At 65.2% G+C, this 17,626-nt stretch carries 16 protein-coding genes and 1 other RNA gene; 4 read left to right on the top strand and 13 right to left on the bottom strand.

Annotation, left to right across the window (positions count from 1 at the left end):
* Positions 1-3: 3 nt before the first annotated feature.
* The 11 genes from waaC to secA are packed head-to-tail and all read right to left on the bottom strand — an operon-like array spanning position 4 to position 12,808.
* Positions 4-1,023 carry a lipopolysaccharide heptosyltransferase I gene (gene waaC / locus Q0C23_RS05160; protein WP_291511317.1) on the bottom strand — a complete coding sequence of 340 codons (1,020 nt, stop codon included), beginning with the start codon at positions 1,021-1,023 and terminating at the stop codon, positions 4-6.
* The gene (locus Q0C23_RS05155; protein ID WP_291511316.1) at positions 1,020-1,790 is read right to left on the bottom strand and encodes a glycosyltransferase family 2 protein; all 771 of its coding nucleotides are present in this window, start codon (positions 1,788-1,790) and stop codon (positions 1,020-1,022) included. The genes waaC and Q0C23_RS05155 overlap by 4 nt, the downstream gene beginning before the upstream one ends.
* Before the next feature lie 2 nt (positions 1,791-1,792).
* Positions 1,793-2,755, bottom strand: coding sequence for a glycosyltransferase family 2 protein (locus tag Q0C23_RS05150; protein WP_291511315.1), 963 nt, complete (start codon positions 2,753-2,755; stop codon positions 1,793-1,795).
* Positions 2,755-3,954, bottom strand: coding sequence for an O-antigen ligase (locus Q0C23_RS05145; RefSeq protein WP_291511314.1), 1,200 nt, complete (start codon positions 3,952-3,954; stop codon positions 2,755-2,757). Before Q0C23_RS05145 ends, Q0C23_RS05150 begins: the two co-directional genes overlap by 1 nt.
* Positions 3,932-5,041, bottom strand: coding sequence for a glycosyltransferase family 9 protein (locus tag Q0C23_RS05140; protein ID WP_291511313.1), 1,110 nt, complete (start codon positions 5,039-5,041; stop codon positions 3,932-3,934). Before Q0C23_RS05140 ends, Q0C23_RS05145 begins: the two co-directional genes overlap by 23 nt.
* Before the next feature lies 1 nt (position 5,042).
* Entirely contained in the window at positions 5,043-6,134 is a 1,092-nt protein-coding gene (locus tag Q0C23_RS05135; RefSeq protein WP_291511312.1) for a glycosyltransferase family 4 protein, read from the bottom strand.
* Positions 6,131-6,850 carry a polysaccharide deacetylase family protein gene (locus Q0C23_RS05130; RefSeq protein WP_291511311.1) on the bottom strand — a complete coding sequence of 240 codons (720 nt, stop codon included), beginning with the start codon at positions 6,848-6,850 and terminating at the stop codon, positions 6,131-6,133. The genes Q0C23_RS05135 and Q0C23_RS05130 overlap by 4 nt, the downstream gene beginning before the upstream one ends.
* The gene (locus Q0C23_RS05125) at positions 6,847-7,812 is read right to left on the bottom strand and encodes a glycosyltransferase family 2 protein (RefSeq protein ID WP_291511310.1); all 966 of its coding nucleotides are present in this window, start codon (positions 7,810-7,812) and stop codon (positions 6,847-6,849) included. Before Q0C23_RS05125 ends, Q0C23_RS05130 begins: the two co-directional genes overlap by 4 nt.
* On the bottom strand, positions 7,813-8,817 hold the full coding sequence (locus Q0C23_RS05120) for a Nudix family hydrolase (protein ID WP_291511309.1): 1,005 nt from the start codon (positions 8,815-8,817) through the stop codon (positions 7,813-7,815). It abuts the gene before it with no gap.
* A 1-nt stretch (position 8,818) separates the two neighbouring features.
* Positions 8,819-10,042 (bottom strand): bifunctional glutamate N-acetyltransferase/amino-acid acetyltransferase ArgJ, encoded by a 1,224-nt coding sequence (gene argJ / locus Q0C23_RS05115; RefSeq protein WP_291511308.1) that lies wholly within the window; start codon positions 10,040-10,042, stop codon positions 8,819-8,821.
* A gap of 18 nt (positions 10,043-10,060) precedes the next feature.
* Complete coding sequence (gene secA / locus Q0C23_RS05110) at positions 10,061-12,808, bottom strand: preprotein translocase subunit SecA (protein WP_291511307.1); 2,748 nt, start codon at positions 12,806-12,808, stop codon at positions 10,061-10,063.
* A 51-nt stretch (positions 12,809-12,859) separates the two neighbouring features.
* On the opposite strand from secA, the gene Q0C23_RS05105 reads away from it, so the two are divergent.
* Positions 12,860-13,369 carry a DciA family protein gene (locus Q0C23_RS05105; RefSeq protein ID WP_291511306.1) on the top strand — a complete coding sequence of 170 codons (510 nt, stop codon included), beginning with the start codon at positions 12,860-12,862 and terminating at the stop codon, positions 13,367-13,369.
* Here the strand turns inward: Q0C23_RS05105 and lpxC are convergent.
* Positions 13,306-14,223: a UDP-3-O-acyl-N-acetylglucosamine deacetylase gene (gene lpxC / locus Q0C23_RS05100; protein ID WP_291511305.1), complete on the bottom strand. Its 918-nt coding sequence runs from the start codon at positions 14,221-14,223 to the stop codon at positions 13,306-13,308. The two genes, Q0C23_RS05105 and lpxC, sit on opposite strands and share 64 nt — an antisense overlap.
* Before the next feature lie 249 nt (positions 14,224-14,472).
* Here lpxC and Q0C23_RS05095 point away from each other — a divergent pair, with 249 nt between their 5' ends.
* Both Q0C23_RS05095 and Q0C23_RS05090 read left to right on the top strand, forming a co-directional pair.
* Positions 14,473-15,093 (top strand): glutathione S-transferase N-terminal domain-containing protein, encoded by a 621-nt coding sequence (locus tag Q0C23_RS05095; RefSeq protein ID WP_291511304.1) that lies wholly within the window; start codon positions 14,473-14,475, stop codon positions 15,091-15,093.
* A gap of 1 nt (position 15,094) precedes the next feature.
* Positions 15,095-16,852, top strand: a complete 1,758-nt coding sequence (locus tag Q0C23_RS05090) for a long-chain fatty acid--CoA ligase (protein WP_291511303.1) — start codon at positions 15,095-15,097, stop codon at positions 16,850-16,852.
* On the opposite strand, the gene Q0C23_RS05085 is transcribed toward Q0C23_RS05090, so the two are convergent.
* Positions 16,824-17,090, bottom strand: a complete 267-nt coding sequence (locus Q0C23_RS05085) for a hypothetical protein (RefSeq protein ID WP_291511302.1) — start codon at positions 17,088-17,090, stop codon at positions 16,824-16,826. The two genes, Q0C23_RS05090 and Q0C23_RS05085, sit on opposite strands and share 29 nt — an antisense overlap.
* 118 nt (positions 17,091-17,208) lie before the next feature.
* On the opposite strand from Q0C23_RS05085, the gene rnpB reads away from it, so the two are divergent.
* Positions 17,209-17,554, top strand: an RNA gene (gene rnpB / locus Q0C23_RS05080) — RNase P RNA component class A.
* Positions 17,555-17,626: the final 72 nt, after the last annotated feature.

Below are 17,626 nucleotides of genomic sequence, written 5' to 3'. Positions count from 1 at the left end.
GGATCAGTCCTCGAGCAGGGGCGTCAACGCCGCCAGCACCTGCTCCGGTGCGATGGCAGTCATGCAGGCGGAAAGAGGCTTGGAAACCACGCAGCCGTGTCGGCCGCAGGCCGTGGCACAGGCACGGGGACTGCAGAGGGTCTGCTGCCAGGGCGCATAGGGGCTCTGCTCATCGGCTGTTGGTCCGTAGAGCGTCACACCGCGCAGGTCCAAGGCCGAGGCCAGATAGGAAAAACCCGTATCCACGCCCACAAAAGCCCGGGCATATGGCAGCAGGGCAAGAATATCGGCCACCGGCAGGGGTGGCAGCAGGCGGACATTGCCGTGCCGCTGTGCCAGCGCCTCGACGCGCTCCCGCTCCGCCGCATTGCCTGCCGGCATCACGAGATGCAGATCCCGCAATGCCAGCTGCTCGGCAAGGCGCGCCCAGTGCTCCGGGGGCCAGAGTTTATTGGCACGCGCCGAACCGTGAAAACCCCAGACGAAGGGCTGACAGTCCTCTAACACGAGGCGCGCCGCTCCCGCCGGCGGCACTTGCAGCTGTGCTTCGGGTCGCCCACGGGGCTTGGCATAATCCAGCAAAGCGGCGAACAGGCAACGATTGCGCTCCGTCGCCGGCAGCTCCCAGGATACTGCGGCCGTGCGGCTGTAGCTGCGACAGGCCATAGGTTCGCGGGCACTGGCGCGATCCAGACCAAGCACCGGCACGCCAGGCAGGCGCGCCAGCAGGGCGCTCTTGACGAGGCCCTGACTGTCCAGCACCCGGTCGAATCCCTCCCGGCGCAGCTCCCGACGTAATTGACGCAGGGCCTGGGGCGCATGCCACCAACGTCCTTTCAGATCGCGCAGAGAAAAGGGCCAGACGCGCCGCACGAAGGGATGCAGCGCAGCCATGGAGGCATAGGCGGGCTCCAGCAACCAGTGGAGCTCCCAGTCCGGATGCACACGGGAGAGGTCCGTCACCGCCGGCAGGGTGTGCAGGACATCACCCAGAGAGCTGGTCTTGACCAGGAGGATCTTCATCCCCGCTCCTGCTGCTGCAGCTCATAGGCAATGGCGTATTTCATGAAGGAACCCAGGGCTGTGGTCCAGGCGATGGCGGCGCCATCGAGTCCGTCCCGAAAACCTTGCTTGAGAAGATAACTGCGCAGGAAGGACGCCAGAGCATGACTCATGGGCATCCAGGATCCGACACGGCGACCACGCCGATGCAGCTGCTCGGCATTGAGGCGCCCGTAACGCGCCAGTTTGTGGAGCATATCGGCATAAGAAGCAAAGGTATAGTGGTCCATATGCCAGCCCGGTAGGCGTTCACTGGGCCCCGCCGTGTGCCAGGACTCGTGGACGAGATCGCTGGCATCGTAATGGCCGCGGCGGCGATCCAGCAGACGCAGTACCCAGTCCTCGCCCCAGTCACCGTGGCATATGGCGCGTCCACCGATGTAGCTGCGCCGACGCAGCGCGTAGGCACTGGCTGCAGGCGCACTCTGAAGACGCGCACGGATACGCTCGCAGCCTTCCGGGCGCAGGACCTCGTCGGCATCGATGACCAGCACCCAGTCGTATTTCGCCTGCTCCACCGCATACTGACGCTGCGCCCCGAAGCCCGGCCAGGGATGATGAAAGATGCGCGCACCCGCAGCTTCCGCCAGCATCAAGGTTTCGTCCTGCGATCCGGAGTCGACCACGACGATATCCTCGACCAGGTCGACGACGCTGGCCAGTGAGGCGCGAAATTCCGTACCGGCATCCTTGGTGATATACACCGCGGAGAGTTCCATTCTGCTCATGCCTAGGGCTCGCGACACTTGTCCGGCAACCCCAGATGGGACGGCCGACCGCGCAGGTGCCAGACGAGAAGATGGCCGTACACCCGAAATCGTTGGCGCGCGGCGGCCAGGGCGCCGAAACTTGCCAGTGTGAGGATCCCTTGCGCCAGCCAGTCTATGGCGGTGCGTATGGGGAGCCAAAGAACCAGGAAGGCCCAGGCCCAAAAGCCCTCCATCTTACGCGCATAGAGCAGCCGTGAGCGATGGAACTCGATGCGCGCCGCCGCCTCGAAGCGTTTGGCCGTTGCCCCCAAGCGATGGCGTACCGAGGCCCCGGGACAGAACCACACCTGCCAACCGTGGCGCCAGGCACGCTCGCACCACTCGGTCTCCTCCAGGTAGAAGAAAAAGTCTTCGTCCATGGGCCCGAAGTTCGCCACGGCGCTGCGGCGCACGGCCATGGCGGCGCCGATGACGCTCGCGACGGTACGATCCTCTCCCACTTGCGCCAGACGACCCCCGAAATGCTGCGGCGCCAGCCGCTTGAGCAGCGATTTGGGCAGGATCTCTCGCCACCAGCGCGGCCAGGGCGCGGCCACGTTCTGGGCAGCGCCGCCCGCATCGACGAGGCGCGGCGCAATCACCGCCGCCTGCGGGTGTGCGGCAAAGCAGGCGGATAGACTCGCCAAAGCCCCGGGCAGGAGCTCGGCATCGTTGTTGAGGATCAGAACCAGCTTCGCCCTCGCCTGGCGCAGGCCTTGGTTCACCGCCCGCGCAAAACCGGCATTGCAAGGGTTACCGATCCAGATCACCCCCGGAAAATCGTCCCGCACCAGGGCCTGCGATGCATCGCGACTACCGTTGTCCACCACGATACAGGACGTCGCCGGAACCCCTTCGGCCAGGCAGGAGCTTAAGGCAGCACCCAGTACCCTGGCCCCATTGTAATTGACGATGACGACATCGAAATCGCAGTCAAGGGCCATCAGGCGCGCGCTTCCGTCCAGGACCGATGGAGGGGCAAACCTGCGAAAATGGCGATGCCAAGGGCATCGGCGTAACCCCAGGTAAGGGTATTGTATAGCCCGCCGATCCAGAAAATACCCAGATAGGTCAGCACGAACCAGCCCTGAGGGCTGGAGCGTCCGAGCCAGGCCTCGCGGGTGAGGCTCAGCAAAAACCACAACAGCAGTAACAGGCCCGGCAAACCCAGAACCGCTGCTTCACTCAGATAACTGTTGGCCGCCGAATCGTTGCGGGTTCCCGGGGTGTCGGTGACCGCGTGGGCACGTTGCAGCGCTTCCATGGCCGGCGCAAAATCACCTGTCCCGACGCCGAGCAGCGGATGCCGCCAGAACATCTCCGCGCCCGCCCACATGGTGGCGAGACGAATTCCCCAGCTGGTGTCGGTGCTGGCGGGATGGGCGGCAAACTGCTGGAGATTCTCGTAACCCAGTTCCAAGCGGGCCTGGATGAAGGGAGACAGAGTCATCAGTGCCAGTACCGCGGCGATGCCGCCCATGGCCCAGTAGCGCCAGGCACCGCTGTAGAGCAGAAAGATGGCTACGGGCGTGAGCAGAACGAAGAGCAACTGACCACTGCGCCCCGGGGACAGCGCGAGTTCCGCCGCAAATATGGCCAGCAAGGGCAGATTGACGATCCGAGGAAAGTTCCAGACGGCCTTGATATCCCACAAAAGCCAGAGGATGGCGTGAGTCAATGCCATGGACCACCAGATGTGGTCGGAAAGACCCACGAAAGGCATGGTCGGGTCGTAGTGCCAGTGCAGGAGGTGCCAGGTAATCAGGGCCGCCAGAGCCGCATTGAGGCTCAGACCTGCCAGGAACAGCCGCACGAAGTGGCGTACCTGGCGCTCTTCCCAGGCCAGGGTAGCGCCCATGAAGGCATAGATACCGTAGGCCGCCGTCGCCGCCACCTTGAAGCCGTCGTGCAGATCCGAAGTCCACAGCAGCCCGATAAAGGTCCAGAGCATCATGAGCAGCAGCGGCAACCACCAGCGACGAGCGCGCAAACGCCGCCAGTGTCGCCAACCGCCACTCAGGACATAGAGCAGCAGAAAAAGCCCGGCGGCTATGCCCGCACCCGCCGTGCTGAGCGGAAAAAAGAACACCGGCAAGGCGTAGAACCAAATCAGCGAACGCTCAAGATAGGTTTTTAGTGGCACGGTGATTCTGCTCCAGTATTTGACAGAGCTGCGTAAAGAGTGTGGAAGCCGAGGGCCCTACCAGGATTTTCAGGTGCGCATCCTGATGATAATGCTCCGGGTTGGCGAAATTGAAATAGGCCAGGGTTGGCCGGCCCATGGCAACGGCCATGTGATAGGGCCCCGAATCGCTGGACAGGACCAGATCCGCCCGCTGCAGGACCCCGGTGAGTTCCGACAAGGAGGTTTTCCCGGCCAGGTCCTCGATGTGCTCGACGTTTCCGACCAGCGCCTTGAGAAGCCCGACAAATTCGGCGTTGATGGGCGCTTCGTCGGCAGCACCCAGCAATAGCAGGTGGTGTGGTAGACGCTGATGGAGCTCCTTCAGCGCCGTCGCCAGCACCGCTGGGGATGGACGTTTCAGCGCCGCTCCCGGCGTACCACAACCGATATTGAGGGCACTAACGCGGCCCGTCTGGGGGTGGCGACGTTCCCAGTCTTCGCGCCAGGCGCGGCCCGCCGCCGTCTCGCGCAGGACGATGCCCTGGCCGTGGCGCGCCAGACCCAAGGCCGCCAGTGCCGCGAAGTCCCGCTCCGCATAATCCATGGGCTGGGGGAGTGCACGGCTGCGGGCGTACTGGCGCAGACTGGGGCCGGCGTAGTCGTAGAGCCAGCCGCGGCCGGGCACCTGGGCCACCCCGACGGTGGGAGCGAGGCTTTGCCGGCGCCACCAACGCGCGACAATACCGGTTTCCATACCATGGGGTTCGTGATCGATGATGAGATCCGGCCGTATCCGTGCCGACAGCGCCCGCAGTTGCTGGAAAATCTCGCGCCAGGCGCGCGGACCTACGCCCCGGAGGGGGCCCCAGCGCCCCTCCCGCAGCGGTAGGAAATGGGCACTGCTCAGGAGATGATGGTCAGCGATGAGTTGCTCGCTCGGATAGCCGGGCCAGCGATTGAGAAAGAGCAGATGCAATTCGGCCTCAGGCCAATGTTGCTTGAGTACCGCCCAGGCAGCGGAACTGCGCAGGATGTCGCCGATCCCAGCGCTATGCGCCTTGATGAGCAGGATCTGACGGGGATTCTCCGGTAGCGGTCTAACCACCTCAGGACCACCCCAAGCGTTTCAGAAAATCCTGGGCCACGGTCTCGGCAGCGAACTGTGCGGCAAAGCTCGGCCCCGCCACACCCAGCCGCCGCCGCTCGTCGCCGTCCCGACTCATCTCCAGGATGGCCGCACACCAGGCGCCGAGTTCGCCCGAGGGCAGTATCCGGCCGCTGCGACCCACCCCCACGGCTTCTGGAATGCCGCCGATGTCGGCGCCAAGGACCGGCAATTCCGCCGCCTGGGCTTCCACCAGCACCCGCCCGAAGGTGTCGGGCTCGATGGAGGGTAAAGCCAGGACATCCATGGCGGAGTACCAAGGGGCCACCTCGGCCTGCCAACCCACCAGGTGATGCCAGTCCCTACCGGCCAGACGGGCGCGTAGCTCCGCCTCGTGCGTACCGCCACCCAACCAGAGGCCGCGTACCCGAGGGTTCTCCGAGTGCGCCTCGTCCAGGGCGTCGGCAAGCAAAAACACCCCCTTACCACGATGCCAGGCCCCTACGAAACCGATAAGGACATCCTCCTCCCCGACTCCCAGCCGGGCACGCAGACGATGGCGGGCCTCCGGGTTGCGACGAAAGTGGGAGAGCGGCAAAGGATTGGGGCAATATTCCACCCGCGCCGCTGGCAGGCCCTGAGAGCGCAGGCGCTCCTGCAGGTAATGGGACACGGCGAAAAGGCGCAGGGGCCAGCGGGACAGAAGCCAGCGGGTCGAGGCGCGCAGGCGCAAATCCATGTGGCGAAAAAGGGCGAGGGGCACACCGCCGGCGCGAGAGGCAAGTGCCAGGGGCCAGTACTCCTTGCTGAAACTGCCCACCAACTGACTCGGTCGCAGGCAGTGCAATTGTCGCAGCAGGGGCGCGATGCCGCGAGGATCGGCGCTGTTGTGGAAATGGCCGAAATGCAGAACCACTCCGCTGCCTCGCAGAGCCGCAGCGATCTGGCCCGCCGGGTGGACCAGGGCATGCACGTCCACCCCCAGACCCTGCAAGGCCTGGAGAAAGGTGATCATGTGGGTCTCCGTACCGCCACCGCCCGGGTTGGTACCTACCCAGAGCAACGGCCCCTTGCCGATGGGCGCGGGCTTCACCGATGTCGATCCTCGTGCGCTGTCAAAATCTGCAGGGGGAACACCTGCGGTCCGTGGTGCCCACCCACTGCCACCCGGGGTAGACCCCAGAGATCGTCACCGGGGCGCGCGCGCGCCCGGCGCACGGTCACCGCCGAGGCGAAACCCAGCTCGCGTACCAACGCACGCTCCCGCTCGCCGGCCGCACCGTAGGGATAACAGAAGGACCGCACCGGCTGGCCCAGCAGATCTTCCAGGGCAGTGCGGGAGCCCTGAATCTCCTCGCGCAGGGCGGCGGCATCCAGTTCCGGGAGACGGGCGTGGCTGCGGCTGTGGGCGCCGACTTCCATGCCGGCGGCCACCCACTGGCGCAACTCCGCCGCGTCCATCATCGCCTTGCGCGCGCCCAGCTGCTCTGCATCCCAGCGGTTGTAAGCACCCACAGCGTCAGAAACGACGTGGCAGGTGGCCCGAAAACCCAAGTCGCGAAGGACCGGCAGGGCGTGCACGAGATTGTCGCGGTAACCGTCGTCGAAGGTGATGACGGCCACCTTGCCTTGGGCCTCACCGCACAGATAGGGAAGCGCCTCGGCCTGGGAGATGCCGCGAAAGCCGAGCCACTTCAGCAATTGCATCTGCCGCCGGAAACGGCCGGGCGAGACGTAGAGGCCGCGCAGACGCACCCCTCTCGGGGCGCGATCGATGTTGTGGTACATGAGTATAGGGATGGCGCTCATGTCTCCGGCGCGTCGATGTGGACGCTGCTACGCACGACGTAGGTGGTCTTGTGCTGGGCCTCGTAGTACACCCGACTGAGCATCTCGCCCAGGATGCCGGTATTGAGAAACTGCAGCCCCGCCAGAAAAAAGAGCACACCGGCGATGAGCATGGGCCGTCCGGAGATAGCGGCACCGTCGACGAACTTGTCGACGAAGAGATAGAGGAGCATCGCCGAACCCACCGCCAGCGAGGCCAGGCCGATGGTACCGAAAAAGTGCATGGGGCGCTGGCTGTAGCCCAGGAAATATTTGACGAAAAAGAGGTCCACCAGCACTCGGAAGGTGCGCGAGATGCCGTATTTGCTCTTGCCCGCCCGGCGCGGATGGTGCCGCACCGGCACTTCCTGGATGCGGTCGGTATAGGTCAGGGTCGACAGCCAGGCGGGTATGAAGCGATGCATCTCGCCGTAGAGCCGCACACCCTTCAGCACCGAAGCACGGTAGGCCTTGAGGGTACAGCCGTAATCGTGCAGATAGACCCCGGTGAGGCGGCGGATCAGGCGGTTGGCGATGCGCGAGGGAATCTTGCGCAGCAGCAGCCCGTCCTTGCGATCCTTGCGCCAGCCCGCCACGACGTCGAGATTTTCTCGCAGCAGGCGTTCGGCCAGCGGTAGGATATCTTCGGGGTCGTTCTGCAGATCGGCATCCAGGGTGACGATGACCTCGCCGCGCGCTGCATCGATGCCCGCCTGCATGGCCGCCGTCTGCCCAAAGTTGCGCTGCAGGTGCAGGATCTTCAGGGCAGCGCCCCAGGATTGTGCGGCCTCGTCCAAAGCGCGGGCGCTGCCGTCCCGGCTGCCGTCGTCGACGATGATCACCTCGGCATCGGCCTGCGCCAAGGCGGCGTGCAGGGCGTCGATGAGGGCAGGGATGCTCTCGATTTCGTTGTAGAGGGGAATGACGACGGACAGTCGTGGCATCTAGGCGGCGCTCCAGGCGCGGATCAAGGCTTGGGTGGCCGCCGCGGGATCGCTGGCGGAGAGGATTTCCGAGAGCACGGCAACCCCCCTGGCCCCGGCCCGCCGCGCCGCGCCCACGCGGCTGGCATCCAGGCCGCCGAGGGCGATCACCGGCAGGGCGACGGCGCCAGCGAGCTCGGCAAAGCGTTCCACGCCCAAGGCCGGCGTGTCCGGGTGGGTGGCGGTGGGGAAGAGGGGCGAGAGCAGGGCATAACTCGCACCCAGGGCCTCGGCCCGTGCCAGACATTCGGGGCCGTGGCAGGAAACGCCGAAGGGCAGGGACGGGCTCTCTGCGCAGCCCGCCAGCTGTGCCTCGGTATAGTGGCGCCCAAGCACCGGCCAGTGCGGCTGCGGCTCCGGGTGATTGAGAAAAACATCCACGCCGCGCGCGCGGGCCCCCTCGAGCCAACGCTCAAGCGCATCTGCCTGCAGCCCCGCGGGCAAGGGCGCCTTGATGCGCAGAATCAGGGCTCGCAAGCCGGCTGTCAGGGATTGCTCCAGGATTTCCAGAAAGGCACCTGCGGGCGCGCGCTGCGGGTCCGCAATGAGAAAGAGCGGCGGGTGCGGCAATGACTCCGCCATGAGGTCGGCGACGATGCCGCGATTGGCAGGCAGGAGTGGCAAGGCGGCCGCTGCCGCCGGCATCAGCCAGCGCAGCTCCTGGCCCTCCAGACCCCGGGCCTGCCCCTCCCAGGCAGATACCTTGAAGAGGTGCAGGCGCACCCGTCGCTGCGGGTAGGCGTACTCCCGCACCTGCCAGGCCGTCGCAGACCGCACCCGAACGCCCAGCTCCTCGGCCAGTTCTCGGTGCAGAGCCGCTTGAGGATTTTCACCCGCCTCGATCTTGCCGCCTGGAAACTCCCAATAGCCGGGCCAGGGCTTGTCTGCCGGCCGGCAATCCAGCAGGATGCGGCCTTCGCCGTCCTGAAGAATGCCGGTGGCGACGTCCAGAACCGTCTCGCCCACATCAACTGCGGTAGTCGGCGTTGATCCGGACATAATCGTAAGAGAGATCGCAGGTCCAGATGGTCTCCACCGCATCGCCACGCCCGAGATCCACCCGAATCGGGATCTCTGCCGCAGCCATCACCGCCTGGCCCAGCTCCTCGCGGTACTCGGGGTGGCGCGCGCCGCCTTGGACGATGGCCAGATCGCCGAGCCAGACCTGCACCCGCGTCACGTCCAGGTCGTCTATACCGGCGGCACCGATGGCCGCCAGCAGTCGCCCCCAGTTGGGATCGGAAGCGAAGAAAGCGGTCTTGACCAGCGGGCTGTGGGCCAGACGGTAGGCCACCCGCAGGCACTCGTCGCTATTCCGACCGCCCTCGATGGTGATGGGGATGAATTTGCTGGCGCCCTCGCCATCGCGCACGATGGCTTGGGCGAGGCTCTGCATGACCTCCGTCAAGCCCCGCAGGAAGGGCCCGTAGCGAGGGTCGGCGGCGGACGCCAGCGGCGGCATGCTCACCGTGCCCGTCGCCATGAGCACACAGGCGTCGTTGGTGGAGGTATCGCCGTCCACAGTGATCCGGTTGAAGCTGCGCGCAAGAGCCGCATCCAGAGCCGCGCGCAGAAGGGCCGCCGCCACCGGCGCATCGGTGGCGATGAAGGCGAGCATGGTGGCCATGTCCGGGCGGATCATCCCGGAACCTTTGGCCATACCGGTGATGGTCACCTGCCGACCACCCAGGTCCAGTCGACGCGAGACGGCTTTGGGCACGGTATCGGTGGTCATGATGGCGGCGGCGGCCTCGAGCCAGCGATCCTCGGCCAGATCCGCAAGACAGGCGGGCAGGGCTGCGCTGATCTTGCCCGCCAGATCCACCGGCTCGCCGATGACCCCCGTGGAGAAAGGAAGAACGGCCTCCGCTGCAACCCCCAGCGCCTCCGCCACCGCCGCGCAGCTGCCCCGCGCCGTAGCCAGACCCGCTGCGCCGGTTCCGGCGTTGGCATTGCCCGTGTTGACGATCAGGGCGCGCGGCGCCGTCTGCTGGAGATGCTCCTCCGCTACCCACACCGGTGCTGCCCGGAAGCGATTGCGGGTGAAGGCGGCCACCGTCACGGTCCCCGGCGCCAAGACCAGCAGGGTGAGATCGCGTCGTCCGGCGTAACGGACTCCCGCCGCCGTTACCCCGAGGCGCAGGCCCGCGACGGGCAGGACATTACTGGGTGCGTCGAGTCCGACTGCCATCCGCCCGCTCCGCCGCCGTCAGTCCAGACGACCGCAACAATGCTTGTATTTCTTGCCAGAGCCGCAGGGACAGGGCTGATTGCGACCGATTTTTTCGACGTGCGCAGGCAGCTGCGAGGCCCCGGCAGCCACCCCCGCCGCAGCCAGCGCAGCGAGCTCCTGAGCCTCATCCGCGCCATCGGCCGTCCCCGGGACCAGATCCGGATGCTGAAATTGCAGGCCAGCCGCAGCCCGCGGCGCAAAAAGCTGGGCCCAGTCCACCACCTCCGCATCCGCTGGCGCCTCGCTCACGTGCACGCGCGCCAGGGTCGCGACGATTTCCTCGCGCATGCGGGCGAGCATGGCATTGAAGAGCATGAGCGACTCACGCTTGTACTCCTGCTTGGGATTCTTCTGAGCATAACCGCGCAGGTGGATACCTTCCCGGAGGTGGTCCATGCTCGCCAGGTGATCCTTCCACTGGCTGTCCAGAACCTGGAGGACGATGCTCTTTTCCAGGTGGCGGGCCATCTCGCTGCCCATGCGCTCTTCCTTTTCTCGCGCAGCACGGCGCACCTCATCCAGGATGCGCCCACGCAACTGCTCGTGATTGAGCTTGCGATCCTCCGCCAACCACTGCGCCACCGGGAAGTGCTGGGCAAAGACCCGCTCCAGGGCCTGCTCGAGCCCCGGCAGATCCCACTGCTCCTCCATGACGCCTTCAGGAGCGTAGTCCGCCAGCAGGGAGTCCAGGACATCCTCGCGCAGAGTATCGATCTCGGCGCTGAGGTCGTCGCTGTCCATGAAGGCATTGCGCTGGGCATAGATGATCTTGCGCTGTTCGTTGGCGACGTCGTCGTATTCCAGCAACTGCTTGCGGATATCGAAATTGCGGGCCTCTACCTTGCGCTGGGCATTCTCGATGGATTTGGTGACCCAAGGGTGCTCGATGGCCTCGCCCGGCTTCATGCCCAATTTCTGCATGAGTCCACCCAGACGATCGCTGCCGAAGATGCGCATCAGCGGGTCTTCGAGAGAGAGGTAGAAGCGCGAGCTGCCGGGATCGCCCTGACGCCCGGCACGGCCGCGCAGCTGGTTGTCCACCCGCCGCGATTCGTGCCGTTCGGTGCCGATGATGTGCAGGCCACCGGCGGCGATGACGCTGTCGTGCAGGGCCTGCCAACCCTGCTTGATCTCGGCGATCTTCTGCTCCCGCTCGGATTCTTCCAGGCCCTCGGCGGCGCGCAGGCTCTCCACCTGGTGCTCCACATTGCCGCCGAGCACGATATCCGTACCGCGCCCCGCCATGTTGGTGGCGACCGTCACCGCCCCGGGCTTGCCCGCTTGGGCGATGATCTCCGCCTCGCGCTCGTGCTGTTTGGCATTGAGCACCTGGTGCGGGATCCCCGCCTTTTTCAGCAGGCCTGAAAGATATTCGTTGTGCTCGATGGAGGTGGTGCCCACCAGCACCGGCTGTCCACGCTCCCGACAGGAGCGGATATCGGCAATGATGGCCTCCCACTTTTCCGCCGCGGTGCGGTAGATGAGGTCGGCAAAATCCTTGCGCTGCACGGGCCGGTGGGTGGGGATCACCACGACTTCCAGACCGTAGATCTGATTGAGCTCGAAGGCCTCCGTGTCGGCCGTGCCGGTCATGCCGGCGAGCTTGTCGTACATGCGGAAATAGTTCTGGAAGGTGATGGAAGCGAGGGTCTGATTTTCGTTCTGGACCTGCACGCCTTCCTTGGCCTCCACGGCCTGGTGCAGACCGTCGGACCAGCGCCGCCCGGTCATCATGCGGCCGGTGAACTCGTCGATGATGCAGACCTGCCCGTCGCGGACGATGTAATCCGTCTCCCGCTTGTAGATCACGTTCGCGCGCAGGGCCTGATTGAGGTGGTGGACCAGTGTGACGTTCTGGATGTCGTAGAGGTTGCCCTCCTTGAGCAGTCCACTCTCCAGCATCAGGCGCTCTGCCTTTTCGATGCCCTCTTCCGTGAGCAGGACCTGTCGCGCCTTTTCGTCCACGGTGTAGTCCTCCTCCGCCACGAACTGCTGGGCGAGGACGTTGACGCGTTGATAGAGGTCGGTGTTCTCTTCCGTAGGACCGCTGATGATGAGCGGCGTGCGCGCCTCGTCGATGAGGATGGAGTCCACCTCGTCGATGATGGCGTAGTGCAAACCCCGCTGCACCCGATCGGCGGGGGAAAAGGCCATGTTGTCGCGCAGGTAGTCAAAGCCGAACTCGTTGTTGGTGCCGTAGGTGATATCGGCGGCATAGGCGGCGCGACGCTCCTCCGTCGTCAGATCGGAGACGATCACGCCGACGCTGAGGCCCAGGAAACGGTGCACCCGACCCATCCACTCGGCGTCGCGCCGGGCCAGGTAGTCGTTGACGGTGACCACGTGCACGCCTTTGCCTGCCAGGGCGTTGAGATAAGCCGGTAGGGTCGCCACCAGGGTCTTGCCCTCACCGGTGCGCATCTCGGCGATCTTGCCTTGGTGCAGCATGTAGCCGCCGATGAGCTGGACATCGAAGTGGCGCATCTTCATGACCCGCCGACTCGCTTCCCGCACCACGGCGAAAGCCTCGGGCAGAAGGGCATCCAGACTCTCCCCCTGGGCCAGGCGCTCACGAAAGCGCTCCGTCTGCGCCGCGAGCTCCGCATCGCTCAGGGCCTGAAAACGCTCCTCCAGGGCATTGATCTGCAGGACGACCGCCCGCGCTTTCTTGATGAGTCGGTCATTGCGACTGCCGACCACTTGTCGGATGATACTTCCCAGCATGCCTGTCCATCCACGGAAAAAATATATTCGAGAGTAGCACGAAAGGGGAAGATGGATAAACGAGGACGACCGCGCCGCCTGGGTGAGCTATCGGCGGGCGGGCCCATCGCCAGCGTACTCCAGCACGGTCAAGCCCTGCGGGCGCTGCAGCTGGAATGGAACACCCTGCTGCCCATCGAGCTGCAGGAACGGGCCTGGCTGGTGGACTGGCGCGCGGGATGCCTGCGGGTGATGTGCCCTGGAGCCGTCTGGCTGCGCCTGCTGAAACGCCATCAGAAGAGCATCCTGCGACGTTGGAATGAGCGCCACCCCGAGGCCGAAGTCACCGCGCTGCAAGCCTGGATCCATCCCTGGCCCCTCACCGCCCGCAAACCCATCCCGGCCCGTTCCAGTACCGTACGGCTTACCCATGCGCCCAACAGCCTCGGCGCGCTCGCCCACGACCTCGACGGCGAGCTGGGAGCAGCGCTCGCTCGCCTCTACCACACCCTCGCCGCTCAGGCCGAGGCGGGCACCGTCGATTCGACGAAGGAGAAAGGCGCCTTGGCCTCGGAGGAGTAGTCGACGAATTCCCAGGCGTCTTCCTGCTGCAGCAGGGCGCGCAGGAGCTGATTGTTGAGGGCGTGGCCAGCCTTGTAGCCGGAAAAATGGCCCAGCAGGGGATGACCCAGGAGATAGAGGTCGCCGATGGAGTCCAGCACCTTGTGGCGCACGAACTCGTTGGTGTAGCGCAGGCCCTCCTCGTTCAGGACCCGGTACTCGTCCACCACGATGGCGTTGTCCAGATTGCCGCCCAAGGCCAGACCCATGCTGCGCAGGGTTTCCACCTCCCGCATGAAGCCGAAGGTACGAGCGCGTGCCACCTCCTTGAGGTAGGAGGTACGGGCAAAATCGACGCTGACCTGCTGGCCGCCGTTGCGCACCACGGGGTGATCGAAGTCGATGGTGAAGCTGATCTTGAAGCCCTCGAAGGGTTCCAGCTGTACCCAGCGGTCGCCGTCTTCGGCGCGCAGGGTCTTCTTGATGCGGATGAAGCGCTTGGCGGCATTCTGCTCCTCGATGCCGGCGCACTGGATGAGAAAGACGAAGGGTGCCGCACTGCCGTCCATGATGGGCACCTCCGGACCATCCAGATCGACGTAGGCATTGTCGATGCCGAGCCCGGCCAGGGCGGACATGAGGTGCTCGATGGTACCCACGCGGATCTGCCCATCGCCGATGTTGGTGGACAGGCGTGTGTCCACGACGTGGAGCGGATCCGCCTGAATCCAGGCACCCCCATCCACATCGCTGCGGTGGAAGACGATGCCGGTGTTGGCAGGGGCGGGGCGCAGACCCAGGTATACCTTGCGTCCACTGTGCAGGCCGATGCCGGTACCCCAGATCATGTTCTTCAGAGTTCGTTGGCGAATCATCGTAGTCCCTTCGCGATCATCCAGACCGCCCTCCCGGCGCAGTTTGTGCGCTTTACTCTACAAGGTTTGTTGTCTCCATACAACTTTGTCGCAGTGTACGCTCCCGCCCACCCCTTGACAACGGCCATTCACATTCCCTAACACTCTTCGCCGCTTGCCGCGCGCACCCACCACGGCGTCGCCCTGGTGTATAATGCACGGGTAGAGTGCACACAAGTCCACCCCCTGGCCAAATTCAAGGAATCGCAGATGGCAACACCCAGCAACAAAAAGACCCTCATGACCCTGTACTCGGCCCCCGATTGCGTCTTCGCCCACCGGGTGCGCTTCGTCCTGGAGGAGAAGGCCATGGAGTACCAGACCATCGATGTGGATCTGGCCGAGAAGCCGGAGGATCTGGCGGAACTCAATCCCTACAACGAGGTGCCAACCCTGGTGGATCGAGAACTGGCCATCTACGAGTCCATGCTGATCATGGAGTACCTGGACGAGCGCTTCCCCCATCCGCCCCTGATCCCCGTCGACCCCATCTCCCGCGCCAAGGTGCGGGTGGGCATGCTGCGCTTTGAGCGCGACTGGTTCGAGGTACTCTACCGCCCCGGCCACAGCAGCAAGGAGATCCAGCAGGCCAAGGAAAATCTGCGTACCGGGCTTGCCACGCTGAGCAGTCTGTTCAGCCAACAGCGCTTTCTGTTTGGGGACGAATTGTCCATTGCCGACGCGGCCCTGGCGCCGCTCCTGTGGCGTCTGCCCGCCCTGGGCGTGGATCTGCCCAAGGGCGCCAAGGCGACCCAAGATTATATGGAACGTATCTTCAGCATGGAGAGCTTCAAGCGCAGCCTGACCCCTGCCGAGAAGGCACTGCGCTGAAGTGGCACCCCAGCTCGCGTCCATCCCGAGCCTCGGCGCCGGACTCTTTGCCCGCTGTGAGCGGGACCCCGCCTCCGCCATAGCCTGGGAGCGCAGTGGCGACGGGTATCTGCCAACTTCCGCCGCCAATTTCGCGGCACAGGTCCGCCGTCGTGCCGCCGGGCTCCTGCAACTGGGGCTCGGCGCGGGCGATCGAGTCCTGCTCATGGCCCGCAACGCCATGGACTGGGCGCTCATGGACTTCGCCATCCTGAGCATCGGTGCGGTGACGGTGCCGGTCTATCCCAACTTCGGCCAGCGCGAGCTGCACTACATTCTGGGCGACTGCGCGCCCTCCTGCCTCCTGCTGGAGGACGATGCCATCTACGCGCGGATGCCGCCACAGGCCTGGGGAGTGACAGGCGAACGCATATTCCTGCGCCAGGCCAAAACGACAGAGCCGGCGGGTCTACGCAGCTGGCGGGACCTGGAAACGCTGGGTCAGGGTATGGACGTTGCCCGCCTGGAGGAACGCCTGGCGCGCGTGGAACGGGCAAGTCTCGCCACCATCGTCTACACCTCCGGAACCACGGGCTGGCCCAAGGGCGTCATGCTCAGCCACGGCAACATCCTCAGCAATATCGAGGGGTTCTTGCCCTACGTACCGCTGCGCCCGGGGCAACGGGTGCTGTCGGTGCTCCCCCTCTCCCACGTCTTCGAGCGCGGTACCGGGCACTTCGGTGCCTATCTGTTAGGCCTGGAAGTCGCCTATGCCGAGCGGCCGGAAACCCTGCTGCGGGACATGGCCGCTGCCCATCCGGAAATCGTCATTGCCGTCCCCCGGGTGTTTCAGCTGCTCTATCAGCGCCTGCAGCGCAGCCTGATGGAGCGCCGCGGCTGGGCCGGGCGCTTGCTGCGCCGTGGCCTGGGCCTGGAAGCCGGCCGCGTGCTGCCGGGGCAGCGCGCCCTGGCGCGGCGTCTGGTGGTGGATCGGCTGCGGCGCCAGCTGGGCGGCCGGCTACGTTATTTCGTATCGGGTGGAGCGCCGCTGGAGGCGGCCATCGCCGCCTTCTTCCTTGACCTCGGCCTGCCCATCGTCGAGGGCTACGGGATGACGGAAGCCAGCCCGGTCATCGCTGCCAACCCCCTCGATGCCATCCGGCCAGGCTCCGTCGGGCGCTTTCTGCCCAATCTGGAAGGCCGCATTGCGGCAGACGGCGAGATTCTGGTGCGCGGTCCCTCCATCATGCTGGGCTACTGGAACAACTCCAGCGTCACCGCTGAGACCCTCGCCGGGGGCTGGCTTCACACCGGCGATATCGGCGAACTGGACGCCGAAGGCTACCTGCACATCACCGACCGCAAGAAGGATCTCATCGTCAATGCCGGCGGGGAGAACATCCCGCCGCAAAAGATCGAGATGCGGCTCATGGCCGACCCCTACATCGAACAGGCGGTGGTCTTTGGCGACCGCCTCCCCTATCTGGTCGCCCTCATCTACCCGCAGTGGGATCTGCTGCACGATCAACTGGGGGCTGAGCCAGCGGAGAGGGACGTCCAACGCCTGCTGCGCCAACACATCGAAGCGGCCTTGGCGGATCTCCCCCCGTTCGAGCAGGTCCGGCGCTTTGCCCTCCTGCCCGAGGCCTGCAGCGAGGCCAACGGTACCCTCACGCCGACCCTGAAGATCCGTCGGCGGAAGGTGGCCGAGCGCTACCAAGAACTGCTGGCGAGCCTCGAACGCGACAAGGTCAGTCGCCCAGACGGCCGTGCTTGTTGATGGAGCCGCGGTTGCCCCACTGATCGAGGTCGTTGACCTGTACCCCTACCCACCAGTAGGGCCCGATGCTGTCACGGGCGTGACCACCCACCAGCTGTTGCCCCGCCGCCAGGTGCACATGTTCCAGCAGATCCCGGGCCGCTTCGCGCGAACGAAAGACGGACCAGGCCACGACCCGCTCCATGGGCTCGACCGAAGGCAGACTGCGCTCTTCATCCAGAAATCTGTCCGTAATCATGGCTCACGCCTCCTCTCTCGAACCGGACGCGACAACGTCCCCCGACCCTCACATTGAAGTATAGCCGAAGCTACGCGGTCACTCGGACAGCTCCGGAAAAAGGAGTATAGTTCGCCGCGGAGTGGGCCAGGCGACCGCTGCGGAGCAATCCGGGGAGGAAAGTCCGGGCTCCATAGGGCAAGACGCCGGCTAACGGCCGGGAGGCGCGAGCCTACGGAAAGTGCCACAGAAAAGATACCGCCCAAGCGCGCGAGCGCCGGTAAGGGTGAAAAGGTGCGGTAAGAGCGCACCGCGCTTCCGGCAACGGAAGTGGCAGGGTAAACCCCGTCTGGAGCAAGGCCAAATAGGCGTGCCATAGCACGGCCCGTGCTGCACGCGGGTAGGCTGCTGGAGCCAGTGCGCAAGTGCTGGCCTAGAGGAATGGTCGCCCACGACAGAACCCGGCTTATCGGCCCACTCCCCTCTTCATCACTCCCCATCGCCTCAAAACTTCAATATCGGAATGAGCGAGTTGCACGAATTCTCTCAGGTGACTT

Origin of the sequence: Acidithiobacillus sp., assembly GCF_023256195.1 — a bacterium.
Lineage (GTDB): Bacteria > Pseudomonadota > Gammaproteobacteria > Acidithiobacillales > Acidithiobacillaceae > Acidithiobacillus_A.
The sequence above is the reverse complement of the archived record's forward strand: the minus strand, read 5'-3'. Positions and strand labels throughout refer to the sequence as shown.